Origin of the sequence: Streptomyces sp. NPDC001851 (genome assembly GCF_040297165.1) — a bacterium.
In the GTDB taxonomy this organism is placed as follows: domain Bacteria; phylum Actinomycetota; class Actinomycetes; order Streptomycetales; family Streptomycetaceae; genus Streptomyces.
The window spans coordinates 176,914-192,292 of sequence record NZ_JBEOYR010000014.1 but is presented as its reverse complement, the minus strand read 5'-3'; the positions used below and the strand labels follow the sequence as shown (position 1 = coordinate 192,292).

The following is a 15,379-nucleotide window of genomic DNA, read 5'->3' as shown; positions in this document are numbered from 1 at the left end:
GATGACACCGGCGTCAGGTGCGGGTCTCGGCTTCCCAGCGGTCGGGTCCCACCCCGCGCCAGTCGATCAGCGGCGAGTCGGCCACCTGCTCCGGCTCGATCTCCAGCCCCGCCCGGCGCAGGAACTCCACCAGGTCCCGCACGCTGTGTGCCAGGCCGAGGATCTCGCCGTCCACCCGGACCCGGCGCCCGCCGGTCGGAGACGGCAGGTGCACGATGATGGGTCGCTTCCCGGCCATGCCTCCAGCATCGTCCGGACCGCCCGGACCCGCACCCGGACCGGTCATTCCAGAATCCCCAGCACGGTGTCGGGGCGGCACAGCGGGCACGCGGGGACGCCTCCTTCGGTGAGCGCGCGTACGGCCTGGTCCCGGTCGGCTCCCTTGGTCCGCCCGCCGGCGCCCGCACAGCCACCGACGTGGACGTACACCGCGCTGCGGCCGTTCAGACCGCGCTCGATCAGCCACTCCGGCGCGGCCTGCCCGGTCGCGAGGCGGCGCTGCCGTTCGGCCTCCCTGCGCTCTTCGTCCGCGATCCACCGGTCCATCAGGGCAAGCTGCCTAGCGGCCTGATGTTCGACGACGCGGCGGGCGAAACGCAGCATGTCGAGACGCGTCAGCGGACGGTCATCGTTCACACGTTCGATTCTAGTGAAGACTCCGGGGAGCGCGACCAGCGGAGCGGCCCGTCCGGTGACACCGGAGCGATCCGGTCGTTGTACAGGTCATGAAAACCACCCCCCGCATCCTCGCCGCCGCCGCGACCAGCGCCCTGCTGATGGCCGCCGCACCGGCACACGCGGCCGGCTCCGACACCCTCGACCTGATCAGCACCAAGCAGGTCCCGGTCTCCGTCCTCCCAGGCCCGCTACCCCTGGTCGAGCCGCTCCTCCACCCCCAGACGATCTACGACAGCCAGGGCAACAGCGTCCTGGTCGAAAAGCTGAAGAGGAACATCGACTAGCCGTCGACCAGGCAGGGACTCCGCGGAAACGGCGAGAGCCCCGTGATCTGCTCTCACAGATCACGGGGCTCTCGTTCCGTGTGGCGGCGCCAGGATTCGAACCTGGGAAGGCTGAGCCGGCAGATTTACAGTCTGCTCCCTTTGGCCGCTCGGGCACACCGCCGGGTTGACCACCAGATCGAACCGCGTTTCGGCGGCGCTCCCTGGCGACGACGTAAACAATACCCGATACACAGGGGTGCTTCGCCACCCGGTTGATCTCCACCCCACGGCTCCTGGGGTGGCTAGGCTGGTGCGGATGCGGCCCGGCGCCACGCCGGGCCCGGCGGCCGCCGCCGCGCACGCCGGCACGCACCCGATATGCACCCGATACAAGGAGCCACAGGACATGGCCGACTCCAGTTTCGACATCGTCTCGAAGGTCGAGCGGCAGGAGGTCGACAACGCCCTCAACCAGGCCGCCAAGGAGATCTCGCAGCGCTACGACTTCAAGGGCGTGGGCGCCTCGATCTCGTGGTCCGGTGACAAGATCCTCATGGAGGCGAACTCCGAGGACCGGGTGAAGGCTGTCCTCGACGTCTTCCAGTCCAAGCTGATCAAGCGCGGCATCTCGCTGAAGGCGCTGGACGCGGGCGAGCCCCAGCTGTCCGGCAAGGAGTACAAGATCTTCGCGTCGATCGAGGAGGGCATCTCCCAGGAGAACGCGAAGAAGGTGGCGAAGATCATCCGCGACGAGGGCCCCAAGGGCGTGAAGGCCCAGGTCCAGGGCGACGAGCTGCGCGTCTCCTCCAAGAGCCGGGACGATCTGCAGGCCGTGATCGCGCTGCTGAAGGGCAAGGACTTCGACTTCGCGCTGCAGTTCGTGAACTACCGGTAAGAGGCCGTAAGAGCCGTCAAGGGTGGGCACCCCGAGGGGTGCCCACCCTTCCGTGCTGCCGGGGCCGCGCTCAGTCCCGGGAGTTGCCGAACAGGATGCGGTAGGCGATCAGCAGCACCAGGGAGCCGCCGACGGCCGCGGCCCAGGTGGCGCCGTCGAAGAAGCTCTTGGTGATCGGGTGGTGCAGCCAGCGGGCGGAGATCCAGCCGCCGATGAACGCACCCGCGATGCCGATCAGGGTCGTACCGATGAAGCCGCCGGGGTCGCGGCCCGGCAGGAGGACCTTGGCGATGGCTCCGGCCAGCAGTCCCAGGATGATCCAAGCGATGATGCCCATGCCGTGAACCTGCCCTTCCGCGCTGTGTCCGCCCTGTCCGGCTACTGAGAGTCCGGTGCGGAACCGTTCTCCACGCGCGCGTGTTCGTTCCGTGTCGATGAAGAGGACGTCACAGGGCCACCCCGCGGTTGCCGTGCTCAGTAGGGTGCGGCGCATGACATCTACGGGCCCCGGGCTGCGCCGCACCTTGGGGGTGCGGGACGCCGTGGTCGTCGGCCTCGGTTCGATGATCGGAGCCGGCGTCTTCTCCGCCCTGGGGCCCGCCGCGCACGCCGCCGGGCCGGGACTGCTGCCCGGCCTGGCGCTCGCCGCCGTGGTGGCCTACTGCAACGCCATGTCCTCGGCCCGTCTCGCCGCCCGTTATCCGGCTTCCGGCGGCACGTATGTCTACGGGCGGGAACGGCTGGGCCCCTTCTGGGGATACCTCGCGGGCTGGGCGTTCGTGGTCGGGAAAGCGGCGTCCTGTGCGGCCATGGCACTCACCGTGGGCACGTACGTGTGGCCGGGGCAGGCCCATGCGGTGGCGGTCGCCGCCGTGGTGGCCCTGACCGCCGTGAACTACGGCGGGATCCAGAAGTCGGCGTGGTTGACGCGCGTCATCGTGGCGGTGGTACTGGCCGTTCTCACGGCCGTGGTGCTCGTGTGCCTGGCCTCCGGGCGGGCCGATACCGGGCGGCTGGACGTCGGGCTGCCCTCGGGCGCCGACGGGGTTCTCCAGGCGGCGGGACTGCTGTTCTTCGCCTTCGCCGGGTACGCGCGCATCGCCACCCTCGGGGAGGAGGTACGGGACCCGGCGCGCACCATCCCGCGCGCGATCCCGCTGGCCCTGGGCATCGCGCTGGTGGTGTACGCGTGCGTGGCCGTCGCGGTGCTCGGGGTCCTCGGCGCGGGCCGGCTCGGGCACGCGGCGGCGCCGCTGGCCGAGGCGGTGCGGGCGGCCGGCGTTCCGGGGCTCGCGCCCGTGGTCCGGGCCGGCGCGGCGGTGGCGGCGCTCGGCTCACTGCTCGCGCTGATCCTGGGCGTGTCCCGTACGACGCTCGCCATGGCCCGGGACGGCCATCTGCCGGGGGCGCTGGCGGCCGTGCACCCGCGCTTCCGGGTGCCGCACCGGGCGGAACTGGCCGTGGGTGCGGTGGTCGCCGTACTGGCCGCCACGGTGGACGTGCGCGGCGCGATCGGCTTCTCCTCCTTCGGCGTGCTCGCCTACTACGCCGTGGCCAACGCGTCCGCTTGGACCCTGGCTCCCGCCCCGAAGGCTCGCGCGGTGCCCGTGGTGGGCCTCCTGGGCTGCGCCACGCTGGCGTTCGCGCTGCCCGCCGTTTCAGTGGCTGTGGGGGCGGCCGTACTCGCGGTGGGCGTGGCGGCCTATGGCGTACGGCGATGGGCGCGGCGGCGCGGCGAGTGACACGGCGAGCGACGCCCCGTCAGTGCGCCCGCCGTCGCGCGCGCATCCGGCGTCCGGTCTGCGCAGACCGGCTCAGCGGGCCGCGAACGGCTGGTCCGTGGGGACGATTTCACGGCCCAGCGGCAGCAGGGAGACCGGAATCAGCTTGAAGTTGGCGATGCCGAACGGGATGCCGATGATCGTGACGCACAGCGCGATACCGGTGGCGATGTGCGCGAGCGCCAGCCACCAGCCGGCCAGGACCAGCCACAGGACGTTGCCCAGGCAGGAGGGGGCGCCCGCATCGCGGCGCTCAACCGTGGTGTACCCGAAGGGCCACAGGGCGTAGACGCCGATGCGGAACGCGGCTATGCCGAAGGGGATTCCGATGACGGTGATGCAGAGCAGGACGCCGGCGAGGAGATAGCCGAGGAACAGCCAGAAGCCGCTCAGGACGAGCCAGATGATGTTCAGGATGGTCTTCACTGGTAGCGACCTGCCATCTTCTCCAGCCGGGCGATGCGGTCCGCCATGGGCGGGTGCGTGGAAAACATCTTGGTCAGTCCCTGACCTGCGCGAAACGGGTTTGCGATCATCATATGGCTGGCGGTCTCGATCCGCGGCTCGGGCGGCAGCGGGAGCTGCTGGGTCCCGGTCTCCAGCTTGCGCAGGGCACTGGCGAGGGCCAGCGGGTCACCGGTGAGCTGAGCGCCGGAGGCGTCCGCCTCGTACTCGCGGGAGCGGCTGATGGCCAGCTGGATGAGCGAGGCGGCCAGCGGGCCCAGGATCATGATCAGGAGCATGCCGAGCAGGCCGGGGCCGTCATCGTCGTCCGAGCGGCCGACCGGGATCAGCCAGGCGAAGTTCACCAGGAACATGATCACCGAGGCGAGCGCGCCGGCCACCGAGGAGATGAGGATGTCCCGGTTGTAGACGTGACTGAGCTCGTGTCCGATCACGCCCCGCAGTTCGCGTTCGTCCAGCAGGCGCAGGATGCCCTCGGTGCAGCACACGGCCGCGTTGCGCGGATTGCGGCCGGTCGCGAAGGCGTTGGGGGCCTCCGTCGGGGAGATGTAGAGCCGGGGCATGGGCTGACGGGCCTGCGTGGACAGCTCGCGGACCATCCGGTACAGCGCCGGGGCCTCGAACTCGCTGACCGGGCGGGCGCGCATCGCGCGAAGGGCCAGCTTGTCGCTGTTCCAGTACGCGTACGCGTTCGTGCCGAGGGCGACCAGGACCGCGATGACCAGACCGGCACGGCCGAAGAAGCTGCCGATGACGATGATGAGTGCGGACAGTCCCCCAAGGAGTACTGCGGTCCTGAGCCCATTGTGCCGGCGGTGCACCGTACGCCCTCCAAGTCGTGCAGCAGGGAACCCTCAGGTCCAGTGGATCCTCCTGTATTGCTCAACGCCAGGCGGGCGGCACGAGTTCCCTGGTGCGGGCGGTGCCGCGCCTCCGCCGTACGGGTGAGGTGGTGACCGGCCGGGGCGCGGAGCCCGGGGTGCGCACGCGCGCGTGGCGGTGCAGATGCTCCACACACGCGTGGGGGCACAGACGGGCCGCTCGGGCGGCGGCTCCTCAGAAGAGGCCGGTGGCCGCGAAGCGCAGGACCAGCTGGGGTGCTCCGGAGAGGGCGACGCCGAGTACGCCGGTGAGGGCGAGGGCTGCCGTGAGGGGGGCCGGGACGCGGTGCCGGGCGGGTTCGCCTTCTGGGGCGCGGAACAGCAGGGCCGTCCACTGCAGGTAGTAGAAGAGGGCGATCACCACGTTGACGGCCATGACGACGGCGAGCCAGCCGAGGCCCGCGTCGACGGCCGCCGAGAACACGGTGACCTTCGCGAACAGCCCGATGATGCCTGGCGGGAGCCCGGCGAGGCACAGCAGGAAGAACGCCAGCAGAAGCGCGGTGAGCGGGTTGGTGGCGTACAGGCCCCGGTAGTCGCTGATCCGGTTCAGGGCGCGGCCACGGCCCACCAGGGCGGCCACCGCGAACGCGCCGAGGTTCACGGCGGCGTACATCAGCGCGTAGGCCACCGTGGAGCCGATCGCCTTCTGCGGGTCCTTTGCGTAGCCGGCGGCGGCGATCGGCACCAGCAGGTAGCCGGCCTGGCCGACGGAGGACCAGGCGAGCAGCCGTACGGCGCTGTACGCGCGCGTGGCCTGCTGGCGGAGGGCGCCGACGTTGCCGACGGTCATGGTGAGGGCGGCCAGCACAGCGAGCGCGGGGCCCCAGATGTCGGCGTACGACGGGAACGCGACGACGGTGACGAGGATCAGGCCGGAGAAGCCGACCGCCTTGCCGACGACCGACAGGTAGGCGGCGACGGGCAGCGGCGCGCCGACGTACGTGTCGGGCACCCAGAAGTGGAACGGTACGGCGGCCGTCTTGAAGGCGAAGCCGATCAGGGTGAGGACGACACCGGTCTGGGCGAGTGTGTGCAGTTGTCCGCCGACGTGCGGCAGACGCTGGGCGACCTGGGTGAGGTAGAGGGTGCCCGTGGAGGCGTAGACGAAGCTGATGCCCATCAGGCTGACCGCAGTGGCCGTCACCGAGGACAGGAAGAACTTCAGGGCGGCTTCGGAGGACCGCTTGTCGCCGTGCCGGATGCCGACGAGGGCGAAGGCGGGCAGGGAGGCGACCTCCAGGGCGACGATCAGGGTGGCCAGGTCGCGGGAGGCGGGCAGCAGGGCGGCGCCGGCCGCGGAGGAGAGCAGCAGGAACCAGAACTCGCCCGGCGGGACGCGCCGCTGGTCGTCCTTGAGGTTCGTGACCGACAGCAGTGCCGCGAGCAAGGCGCCGCCGAGGACGAGGAACTGGATGACGAGCGTGAAGTGGTCGGCGGTGTAGCTGCACGCGCGCGTGGCGCCGTTCAGGCAGAAGGTGCTGCGGTCGCCGTCCAGGAGGGGCAGCAGCATCAGCGCCGCCACGGCCAGTCCGGCGACCGAGATCCAGCCGAGGACGGCCTTACGGGCCTCGGGCAGGAACAGATCGGCGACCAGGACGACGAGTCCCACCGCGGCGGCGATGACCGGCGGGGCGACGGCGAGCCAGTCGACGGACTGGACCAGCGACTCGGCGAGGGGCTGGGCGCTCATGGGGTGCCTCCTGCGAGGAGCTGGTGCACGGCCGGGTCGGTGAGGCCGAGCAGCGCCCTCGGCCACAGTCCGGCGACGACGGTGAGGGCGACGAGCGGGGTCCAGGCGGCGAACTCGTAGCCGTGGACGTCGGCGAGCTTCGGCACCTCCGTCTCCGCGCCGCCCATGCAGACGCGGCGGACCACGATCAGCATGTACGCGGCCGTCAGCAGGGTGCCGAACGCGCCGATCGCCATGAAGGTGAGGAACGCCGGCCGGCTGAGGTCGGCGGCGGGCCTGAACGCGCCGAACAGGGCCAGCATCTCTCCCCAGAACCCGGCGAGTCCGGGCAGGCCGAGCGAGGCGACGGCGCCGAAGGCGAGCAGACCGCCGAGGCGCGGGGCCTTGCCGTACAGCGCGGCGCCGGTCTCCTCGGCCAGGGCGTCGAGGTCGGTCGTGCCCGTACGGTCCTTCAGCCCGCCGACCAGGAAGAAGAGCAGGCCGGTGATGAGGCCGTGGGCGATGTTGGCGAACAGGGCGCCGTTCACGCCGGTCGGGGTCATGGTGGCGATGCCGAGCAGGACGAAGCCCATGTGGCCGACGGACGAGTAGGCGATCAGCCGCTTGAGGTCGCCCTTCGCACCCCGCTTGGCCAGTGCCAGGCAGGCCAGGGATCCGTAGATGATCCCGACGACCGCGAACGCGGCGAGGTACGGCGCGAAGGTGTGGAAGCCGTGCGGCGCGACCGGCAGCAGGATCCGGACGAACCCGTACGTACCCATCTTCAGCAGGACACCGGCCAGCAGTACCGAGCCGACGGTCGGCGCGGCGGTGTGGGCGTCGGGCAGCCAGCTGTGCAGCGGCCACATCGGCGACTTCACCGCGAGCCCGATCCCGATCGCCAGAACGGCGATGACCTGCACGGATGCGGTCAGCGACCGGCCGTTGTCAGTGGCGAGTGCCACCATGTCGAATGTGCCCGCCTTGATTCCGATCAGGAGCAGGCCGAGCAGCATGACCACGGAGCCGAGCAGCGTGAACAGGATGAACTTCCACGCGGCCCGGGTCCGGCCCTCGCCGCCCCAGCGGGCGATGAGGAAGTACATCGGGATGAGCACCATCTCGAACGCGAGGAAGAACAGCAGCAGATCGAGGACGGCGAAGGTCGCGAGGGTGCCGGACTCCAGCAGGAGCAGCAGCGCGACGAACGCCTTCGGGGACGGGCCCTTGGGCGGGTTGAAGTAGGAGTACAGCGCGCAGAGGAAGGTCAGCAGAGCGGTCAGGACGACAAGGGGGAGGGAGATGCCGTCGATGCCGAGGTGGATCCGCACGTCGAGCGCGGGGATCCAGCTGATGTCGGTCGTGGCCTGCATCTTCGACGCGTGGTCGTGGTCGAAGCCGAGCGCGAGGACGATCGCGGCGATGAGGATCACACCGGTCACGGTGACGCCGTGGCGCAGCACGGCCTGCTCGGGTGACTTCCCCTTCAGTCCGGGCGGAGCCGGGAGGAGGGCGGCGACGGCGCCGAGGAGCGGGCCGACGACAAGGAACGCCAGAAGGAACTGCATCACGGACTCGTTGATATCGATCACGCCTGCTCACGCTCCCGTGGCGACGAGGACGACGGCGACCGCCAGGACGACGGTGCCGGCGAGCAGCGCGCTCACATAGGTCTGCACATTGCCGGTCTGCGCCCGCCGTACGGCGGCCCCGAGCAGCCGGGGCAGCGCGGCCGCGCCGCCTACGTAGGTCTCGACGACCTCGCGGTCGAGGAACCGGACGAGACTCGCCCCGGCCTGCACCGGGCGGACGAACAGCGCCGCGTACACGGCGTCCAGGCGGAAGCCTGCGGCCGCGTGGCGGCGCAGCGGGCCGAGCAGCAGCCGCGCCGGGTCCGCGGGGTCGGGGGCGTAGGCGATGTCGCCGTAGGCCGGTTCGTGGCTGGCGATGGCCTCGGCCTCGACCAGCCCGGCGTCCTCCTCCGGGTGGGCGGCGACCGCGCCCAGCGGGACCCGGCCGGTGAGCTGCGTGGTGCGCTGCCAGGCGCCGTAGGTGAGCAGCCCGCCGACGAGGGCGAGGCCCGTGCCGAGGACGGAGGTGAGCAGGGTCGGGGTCAGATCGCGGCCGTCGAACCAGCCGGGCAGCGAGCGGTAGGCGAGCCCGCCGAACGCCAGCGACGGCACGGCGAGCACCCAGAGCACCACGGTCATCGTCAGCGGCTGGCGGCCGTGGTCGGGGGCCTCGGCGCCCCGGCCGCGGAAGGCCAGCAGCCACAGCCGGGTCGCGTAGGCGGCGGTCAGCAGGGCGGTGAGCAGACCGGCGACGAGGACGATCCAGCCGGCCGCGCCGGGCGCGTGCCCGGTGCCCCCGGTGGCGACGTGCTCGGCGGCGCCGAGGACCGACTCCTTGGAGAAGAAACCGCTGAACGGCGGGATCGCGGCGAGCGCGAGCAGGGCCACGGTCATCGTCCAGTAGGCGTCCGGGATGCGGTCGCGCAGGCCGCGCATGCGGGACATGGCGGCCAGCGAGTTGGTGCCGGCGGCGTGGATGATCACGCCGGCGGCGAGGAACAGCAGCGCCTTGAAGGCGCCGTGGGACAGGAGGTGGAAGACGGCGGCACCGCGGTCGCCGACGGCGAGGGCACCGGTCATGTAGCCGAGCTGGCCGATCGTCGAGTACGCGAGGACGCGCTTGATGTCGTCCTGGGCGAGCGCGGCGAGACCCGAGCCGGTCATGGTGACGGCGGCCATGACGGCCAGCACGATCATCGCGGCCTGCGAGGCCTCGAACACCGGGAGGAGACGGGCGATGAAGTAGACACCGGCGGCGACCATCGTCGCGGCGTGGATGAGCGCCGAGACGGGCGTCGGGCCCGCCATCGCGTCCGGCAACCAGGTGTGCAGCGGGAACTGCGCCGACTTGCCCGCGACGCCCGCGAGGAGCAGCAGGGCGACGAGGGTCGGGTGGTGCAGGCTGCCGCTCGCGACGGCGCCGAGGACGCGGGTGATGCGGAAGGAGCCGGCGTCGGTGGCAAGTGCGAACAGGCCGATCAGGAACGGCACGTCGCCGAGCTTGGTGACCAGGAAGGCCTTCAGCGAGGCGGCACGGGCCTGAGGGGTCTCCCAGTAGTGGCCGACCAGGAAGTAGGAGCAGATGCCCATGACTTCCCAGCCGACCAGCAGCACGATCAGGTCGCCGGAGTAGACGACCAGGAGCATCGCGGAGGTGAACAGGGAGACGAGGGCGGCGTACGAGGGGTAGCGCGGGTCGTCGCGGAGATAGCCCGTCGAGTAGATCTGCACGCAGGCGGCGACGAACGCGACCAGGATCGCGACGAGCGCGGCGAAGCCGTCGATGTGCAGCGCCAGCTCGACGGGGACCGAGCCGGTGGGCGTCAGCTCCGTGTGGGCGTCGATGGCCGCCTCGCCGCCCTGACGCACGGCGACCAGCGCGGCCAGCACGAGCGAGGCCAGCGGCGGCAGGACGGCCAGCGGGCGGACGAACCCGGGCGCGGTGCGGCCGAGCAGCAGTCCGGCCGCGGCGCCGAGGAACGGCAGGAGGGGGACGAGTACGGCGAGGGTGGTCGTGGTCACGCGGTGGCCTCAGCCTTCTCGGCCGCGGAGGAGTCCGGTCCCTCGGTGCCGGGGCCCTCGGCGGTGTCGCGGAGCTTGTCGATGTCGGAGGTGCCGCGGTTGCGGTAGACGGCGAGGACGATCGCCAGGCCGATGCCGATCTCGGCGGCGGCGATGGCGATGGTGAACAGGGTCAGCGCCTGGCCGGAGTGCAGGGTCTCCCTCGCGGTCCGGCTGAGCCAGACGTCGAAGGCGACCAGGTTGAGGTTGACGGCGTTGAGCATCAGCTCGACCGACATCAGGACCAGGATCGCGTTGCGGCGGGCGAGGACGCCGTACAGGCCGGTGCAGAAGAGGAGGGCGGAGAGTACGGCCGGGTAGACGAGGTGCATCAGCGGGCGCCTTCCTTCTCGCCGGTGGTGTCCGCGGCGGCCGCGGGCGCGGCGTTCGCGTCCGCCGTCGCCTTGCGGGACAGGACGATCGCGCCGACCAGGGCCGCGAGGAGCAGCACGGACAGGGCCTCGAAGGGCAGCACCCAGGTCCGGAACAGGCTCTCGCCGGTGATCCGGGTGGTCCCGGCGGCCGGGCCGTCCAGGTCGATCCAGGTGGTGCGGAAGGCGTCGACGACCACCCACACCAGGGCGACGGCGGCGGCGACCGCGACGGCCAGGGCGGCCCAGCGGTTGCCGGAGTCGGCGTCCGGGGAGCGGCCGATGGGCGCCTTGGTGAGCATCAGCCCGAACAGGAGGAGGACGACGACGGAACCGACGTAGATCAGGACCTGTACCCAGGCGATGAACTCGGCCGTGAGCAGCAGGTACTCCACGGCGAGGCCGCCGAGGGCGACCACCAGCCACAGGGCGGCGTGCACCAGCTGGCGGGTGGTGACGGTGACCAGCGCGGCGCCGAAGGTGACCAGGCCGACGAGGAGGAAGGCGATCTCGACGCCGGTCGGGGACAGGAAGCCGTGGGCGCCGGAGGCGGCCACCGTGGCCGCGGCGAGGCTCACGAGTCGCCCTCCCCCGGCTCGGCCTGCGCGGCCGCCAGCTTCTCGGCGGTCTTGCGGGCGGCGGCGATCTCCTTCGGCTCCTCGGCCGCGGGGTCGAGGGCCGGCGGGGCCGGGACGGTCCACATCCACTCGCGGAGCTTGTCCCGCTCGTGGGTGAGGTCACGGATGTCGGTCTCGGCGTACTCGAACTCCGGGGACCAGAACAGCGCGTCGAAAGGACAGACCTCGATGCAGATACCGCAGTACATGCACAGGGAGAAGTCGATGGCGAACCGGTCGAGGACGTTGCGGCTGCGCTCGCGGCCACCGGGGGCGGCCGGCGGGACCGTCTCCTTGTGGGAGTCGATGTAGATGCACCAGTCCGGGCACTCGCGGGCGCAGAGCATGCAGACCGTGCAGTTCTCCTCGAACAGGCCGATCACACCGCGGGTGCGGGGCGGGAGTTCGGGCTGGGCATCCGGGTACTGCTCGGTGACGTGCTTCCTCGTCATCGTGCGGAGGGTGACGGCCAGGCCCTTGGCGAGGCCGCTGCCGGGAATGGGGGCCATGGTTAGCTGATCACCACCTTGACGATGCCGGTGAGGGCGATCTGGGCGAGGGAGAGGGGGACGAGGAGGGTCCAGGACAGTTTCTGGAGCTGGTCCTCGCGCAGCCGCGGGTAGGTCACGCGGAGCCAGATGACGAGGAAGGCGAGGATCGCGGTCTTCAGCAGGGTCCACAGCCAGCCCAGGCCGTCGTGGCCCCAGGGGCCGTGCCAGCCGCCCAGGAACAGGACGGTGGTCAGACCGCACAGGACGACGATCCCGGCGTACTCGGCGAGGAGGAAGAGCGCGAAGCGCAGTCCGGTGTACTCGGTGTACGCGCCGAAGATGATCTCGGAGTCGGCGACGGGCATGTCGAACGGCGGGCGCTGCAGTTCGGCGAGGCCTGCGACGAAGAAGACGACCGCGCCGATGATCTGCCAGGGCAGCCACCACCAGTGGAAGGCGTGCAGGATGCCGGGCAGGGAGACGGTTCCCGCCGCCATGGCGACCGAGGCCGCGGCGAGCAGCATCGGGAGTTCGTAGGCGAGCAGCTGGGCGGCCGTGCGCAGGCCGCCGAGCAGGGAGAACTTGTTCGCGCTGGCCCAGCCGGCCATGAGCGAGCCGAGCACGCCGACGCCCATCACCGCGAGCACGAAGAACACGCCCGCGTCGAGGACCTGGCCGACCGCGCCCTCGCTCGGGCCGATCGGGATGGCGAGCAGGACGAGGAGGTACGGCAGCAGGGCGACGGCGGGGGCCAGCTGGAAGACGCGGCGGTCGGCACCGGCCGGGACCACGTCCTCCTTCTGCGCGAACTTCACGCCGTCGGCGATGAGCTGGGCCCAGCCGTGGAAGCCGCCCGCGTACATCGGGCCGAGCCGGCCCTGCATGTGGGCCATCACCTTGTGCTCGGTCTGGCCGACGATCAGCGGGAACGTGAGGAAGACGACGAACACGACGAGGAGTCGCAGGGCGACGTCCGGCACGCCGTTCACTGCGGGCCTCCTGTGCGGTGGGGGTCGTCGGTGGTGGGGGGAGTGTCTGGGGTGTCGGGGGTGCGGCCGTCGGAGGTACCGGCGGCGGTGGCGGGGGCGGCACGGTCGTCGCGCGTGGCGGGGTCCGCACCCTCGGCGGGCCGTTCGGGTCGGCGCTCGGCCGGGCCGGGCTCCGCCGGGGTTGACTCCGGTACGACGGGTGCCGGCCCGGGCTCCGCAGGCGTGCGCCCGGACTCCGCAGGTGTCCTCTCAGGCTCCGCAGGTGTCCGCTCGGACTCCGTAGGGACCGGTTCCGGTTCGGCGGGCAGCTCGGGCTCCGCAGAAGTCCGGTTGGATCCGTCGGTGGTGGTCCGCTCGGGCTCGCCAGGAGTTTGCCCGGCTTCTGCGGGAGCCTTCTCGGCCTCGCCAGACATCCGCTCGGATTCCGTCGGCTCGTCGAAGGCCGGCCGAGCGTGGTGCCACGGGGCGTCCGAGCTGCGCGTGGACGTGCTCCGGCGGACGGGACGGGCCGCGCTGTCCGCTGTGGTCGGCTCGCTCGAAGACGGAGCCTCCGGCTCCGGTGTCCCGGTCCGCTGTGAGGCCGAGCCCTCCGAGGCGCTGCGGGCGCGGCGCGGGCGGGCAGGGGCGGGGCCGGGCTCGTGGGCCACGGACGCCTCGGCAGCCGGGCCTTGCGCAGTCGCTGCCCGGGGTGCGCCGCCCTCGGCCGCAGCCTGCTCCTGCCCGGCCGCGTCCTGCGGGGCCGGCGTCCGGGTCTGGCTCACCGAGCCCTGGCTCGCGCTCCGCATCCGCCGCGGCGCGGCACCGGCGGCACCGGCGGCACCAACCGCCCCCTCCGGACCACCAGCACCAGCACCAGCACCAGCACCAGCACCAGCACCAGCACCAGCACCAGCACCAGCACCAGCAGGAGTCTCTCCCTGCTGGCTCGCCGAGCCCTCCGACGCCGTACGGGCGCGTCGTACCGGACGGTCGCCGGCCGCGCCCGCACGAGCTGCCGGTCGTTCGCCCGCCGCGCGGCCCGCGCCCCGCGCCGGGCGGGCCGGGACGGGGGGCAGCTGGCCCTTCAGGGGGCCCCACTCGTTGGGGTCCGGCACGCCCGGGGGGAGCATCTGGCGGCGCTTCGGGCCGCCGTGCTCGGATTCGCCGGGCTCCTTCGCGCCGGGCCAGGCCTTGGCGACACGCGCGGCGAGGACGAAGTCCTTGCGGAGCGGGTGGCCCTCGAAGTTCTCCGGCAGGAGAAGGTGGTCCAGCGAGGGATGGCCCTCGAAGCGGACGCCGAACATCTCATGGGTCTCGCGCTCGTGCCAGGCGGCGCCCGCGTAGACGCCGACGGCGGACGGCAGCGTCGGCGCCTCGTGCGGGACGGTCGTACGGACGAGGAGACGGCGGACCGGGCCGAGGGCGACGACGTGGGCCGAGACGCGGAAGCCCGTGCCCGGTTCGTCGACCGCGCTCAGCCAGTCGAAGTAGGTGCAGCCCAGGGTCGTACGGGCCGTCTCCAGGGCGGTGAGCCAGGAGGACGGCGGGACGTCGACCGTCAGGACCTCGTACGACTCCTCGGCCACCGTGTCGGCGCCGAAGAGGTCCTCGACCGGGGCGGGCAGCCAGCCGACCGTGCTCATCGGGCGTCCCCCTCGGCCGCGGCGGGCGCCGGGGGCTGCACCAGGCCGCTGGTCAGGGCGGCCGCGGACGGCCGGGCGGAACCGGTGCCGTACCGCTCCCCCAGCGACTCGCGGGCGATCTTCTCCTGGAGCTTGAGGATGCCCTGGAGCAGCGCCTCGGGGCGCGGCGGGCAGCCGGGGACGTACACGTCCACCGGGATGATCTGGTCGACGCCCTTCGTGACCGAGTACGAGTCCCAGTAGGGGCCGCCGCAGTTGGAGCAGGCGCCGAAGGAGATGACGTACTTCGGCTCGGGCATCTGCTCGTACAGGCGCTTGACGGCCGGGGCCATCTTGTCCGTGACGGTGCCCGAGACCACCATCAGGTCGGCCTGGCGGGGCCCGGGGGCGAACGGGATCACGCCGAGGCGGATGAAGTCGTGGCGGCCCATCGACGCGGCGATGAACTCGATCGCGCAGCAGGCGAGGCCGAAGTTGAAGACCCAGAGGGAGTAGCGGCGGCCCCAGTTGAGGACCACCTTCATCGGCTCGGGGGCCAGGCGGGCCAGGGCGCCCAGCCGCTTCGGCTCGGGCAGGTAAACGGGATCCGGGGTCACGTCCATGCCAGGACGCCCTTCTTGTATGCGTACAGCAGGCCTACGGCGAGGAAGCCGAGGAAGACGAACATCTCCACCAGGGTCGTCGCGCCGTAACCGGGGGCGGCGAAGACCGTGGCCCAGGGGAACAGGAAGATCGAGTCGACCGCGAAGATCACGTACAGGAAGGCGTAGACGTAGTAGCGGACCTGGGTGTGGGCCCAGCCCTCGCCGACGGGGTCGACGCCGCACTCGTAGGTCAGGAGTTTCTCCGGGGTCGGCACGACCGGGCGCAGCAGGCGGCCGGCGCCGAAGGCGACCGCGACGAACAGCACGCCGACGAGCGTGAGCAGTCCCACCGCCGAGTAGGACCGGAAGTAGCCGGCCGCGACGACGTGCGCCGCGGCGACCGTCGAGTCTCCCAACGTCTCCCGCACCGTCCGA

At 71.8% G+C, this 15,379-nt stretch carries 18 protein-coding genes and 1 tRNA gene; 3 read left to right on the top strand and 16 right to left on the bottom strand.

Features of this window, described 5'->3' with window-relative positions; genetic code table 11:
• Nucleotides 1-13 precede the first annotated feature (13 nt).
• Both ABT171_RS22280 and ABT171_RS22275 read right to left on the bottom strand, forming a co-directional pair.
• Nucleotides 14-238: a hypothetical protein gene (locus ABT171_RS22280; protein ID WP_031167006.1), complete on the bottom strand. Its 225-nt coding sequence runs from the start codon at nucleotides 236-238 to the stop codon at nucleotides 14-16.
• 44 nt (nucleotides 239-282) lie between these two features.
• Complete coding sequence (locus tag ABT171_RS22275; protein ID WP_351246378.1) at nucleotides 283-636, bottom strand: DUF6233 domain-containing protein; 354 nt, start codon at nucleotides 634-636, stop codon at nucleotides 283-285.
• A gap of 89 nt (nucleotides 637-725) precedes the next feature.
• On the opposite strand from ABT171_RS22275, the gene ABT171_RS22270 reads away from it, so the two are divergent.
• Entirely contained in the window at nucleotides 726-962 is a 237-nt protein-coding gene (locus ABT171_RS22270; RefSeq protein WP_351246376.1) for a hypothetical protein, read from the top strand.
• Nucleotides 963-1,043: 81 nt separating this feature from the next.
• On the opposite strand, the gene ABT171_RS22265 is transcribed toward ABT171_RS22270, so the two are convergent.
• Nucleotides 1,044-1,125, bottom strand: a tRNA-Tyr gene (locus tag ABT171_RS22265).
• Between the two features lie 225 nt (nucleotides 1,126-1,350).
• Between ABT171_RS22265 and ABT171_RS22260 the strand changes: the two genes are divergently transcribed.
• Nucleotides 1,351-1,839: a YajQ family cyclic di-GMP-binding protein gene (locus ABT171_RS22260; RefSeq protein ID WP_019756392.1), complete on the top strand. Its 489-nt coding sequence runs from the start codon at nucleotides 1,351-1,353 to the stop codon at nucleotides 1,837-1,839.
• A gap of 70 nt (nucleotides 1,840-1,909) precedes the next feature.
• Here the strand turns inward: ABT171_RS22260 and ABT171_RS22255 are convergent, their stop codons facing one another.
• Nucleotides 1,910-2,176: a GlsB/YeaQ/YmgE family stress response membrane protein gene (locus tag ABT171_RS22255; RefSeq protein WP_351246373.1), complete on the bottom strand. Its 267-nt coding sequence runs from the start codon at nucleotides 2,174-2,176 to the stop codon at nucleotides 1,910-1,912.
• Nucleotides 2,177-2,330: 154 nt separating this feature from the next.
• Between ABT171_RS22255 and ABT171_RS22250 the strand changes: the two genes are divergently transcribed.
• Complete coding sequence (locus ABT171_RS22250; protein WP_351246371.1) at nucleotides 2,331-3,581, top strand: APC family permease; 1,251 nt, start codon at nucleotides 2,331-2,333, stop codon at nucleotides 3,579-3,581.
• A 72-nt stretch (nucleotides 3,582-3,653) separates the two neighbouring features.
• Here the strand turns inward: ABT171_RS22250 and ABT171_RS22245 are convergent, their stop codons facing one another.
• From ABT171_RS22245 to ABT171_RS22190, 12 genes are all read right to left on the bottom strand, one after another.
• Complete coding sequence (locus ABT171_RS22245; RefSeq protein ID WP_351246369.1) at nucleotides 3,654-4,046, bottom strand: YccF domain-containing protein; 393 nt, start codon at nucleotides 4,044-4,046, stop codon at nucleotides 3,654-3,656.
• Nucleotides 4,043-4,906 carry a zinc metalloprotease HtpX gene (htpX, locus tag ABT171_RS22240; RefSeq protein ID WP_351246367.1) on the bottom strand — a complete coding sequence of 288 codons (864 nt, stop codon included), beginning with the start codon at nucleotides 4,904-4,906 and terminating at the stop codon, nucleotides 4,043-4,045. Before htpX ends, ABT171_RS22245 begins: the two co-directional genes overlap by 4 nt.
• A gap of 235 nt (nucleotides 4,907-5,141) precedes the next feature.
• Complete coding sequence (locus ABT171_RS22235; RefSeq protein ID WP_351246365.1) at nucleotides 5,142-6,659, bottom strand: NADH-quinone oxidoreductase subunit N; 1,518 nt, start codon at nucleotides 6,657-6,659, stop codon at nucleotides 5,142-5,144.
• Nucleotides 6,656-8,230, bottom strand: a complete 1,575-nt coding sequence (locus ABT171_RS22230; protein ID WP_351246363.1) for an NADH-quinone oxidoreductase subunit M — start codon at nucleotides 8,228-8,230, stop codon at nucleotides 6,656-6,658. The genes ABT171_RS22235 and ABT171_RS22230 overlap by 4 nt, the downstream gene beginning before the upstream one ends.
• A gap of 6 nt (nucleotides 8,231-8,236) precedes the next feature.
• Nucleotides 8,237-10,231, bottom strand: a complete 1,995-nt coding sequence (locus ABT171_RS22225) for an NADH-quinone oxidoreductase subunit 5 family protein (RefSeq protein ID WP_351246361.1) — start codon at nucleotides 10,229-10,231, stop codon at nucleotides 8,237-8,239.
• Nucleotides 10,228-10,602 carry an NADH-quinone oxidoreductase subunit NuoK gene (gene nuoK / locus ABT171_RS22220; protein WP_351246359.1) on the bottom strand — a complete coding sequence of 125 codons (375 nt, stop codon included), beginning with the start codon at nucleotides 10,600-10,602 and terminating at the stop codon, nucleotides 10,228-10,230. The genes ABT171_RS22225 and nuoK overlap by 4 nt, the downstream gene beginning before the upstream one ends.
• Nucleotides 10,602-11,219, bottom strand: coding sequence for an NADH-quinone oxidoreductase subunit J family protein (locus ABT171_RS22215; RefSeq protein WP_351246357.1), 618 nt, complete (start codon nucleotides 11,217-11,219; stop codon nucleotides 10,602-10,604). Before ABT171_RS22215 ends, nuoK begins: the two co-directional genes overlap by 1 nt.
• Entirely contained in the window at nucleotides 11,216-11,767 is a 552-nt protein-coding gene (locus ABT171_RS22210) for a NuoI/complex I 23 kDa subunit family protein (protein ID WP_351246354.1), read from the bottom strand. The genes ABT171_RS22215 and ABT171_RS22210 overlap by 4 nt, the downstream gene beginning before the upstream one ends.
• Nucleotides 11,768-11,769: 2 nt before the next feature.
• Complete coding sequence (locus ABT171_RS22205; RefSeq protein WP_351246352.1) at nucleotides 11,770-12,738, bottom strand: complex I subunit 1/NuoH family protein; 969 nt, start codon at nucleotides 12,736-12,738, stop codon at nucleotides 11,770-11,772.
• Entirely contained in the window at nucleotides 12,735-14,360 is a 1,626-nt protein-coding gene (locus ABT171_RS22200; RefSeq protein ID WP_351246350.1) for an NADH-quinone oxidoreductase subunit C, read from the bottom strand. The genes ABT171_RS22205 and ABT171_RS22200 overlap by 4 nt, the downstream gene beginning before the upstream one ends.
• Nucleotides 14,357-14,962 carry an NADH-quinone oxidoreductase subunit B gene (locus ABT171_RS22195; RefSeq protein WP_351246348.1) on the bottom strand — a complete coding sequence of 202 codons (606 nt, stop codon included), beginning with the start codon at nucleotides 14,960-14,962 and terminating at the stop codon, nucleotides 14,357-14,359. The genes ABT171_RS22200 and ABT171_RS22195 overlap by 4 nt, the downstream gene beginning before the upstream one ends.
• Nucleotides 14,953-15,372 (bottom strand): NADH-quinone oxidoreductase subunit A, encoded by a 420-nt coding sequence (locus ABT171_RS22190; protein ID WP_351246346.1) that lies wholly within the window; start codon nucleotides 15,370-15,372, stop codon nucleotides 14,953-14,955. The genes ABT171_RS22195 and ABT171_RS22190 overlap by 10 nt, the downstream gene beginning before the upstream one ends.
• Between the last annotated feature and the right edge of the window lie 7 nt (nucleotides 15,373-15,379).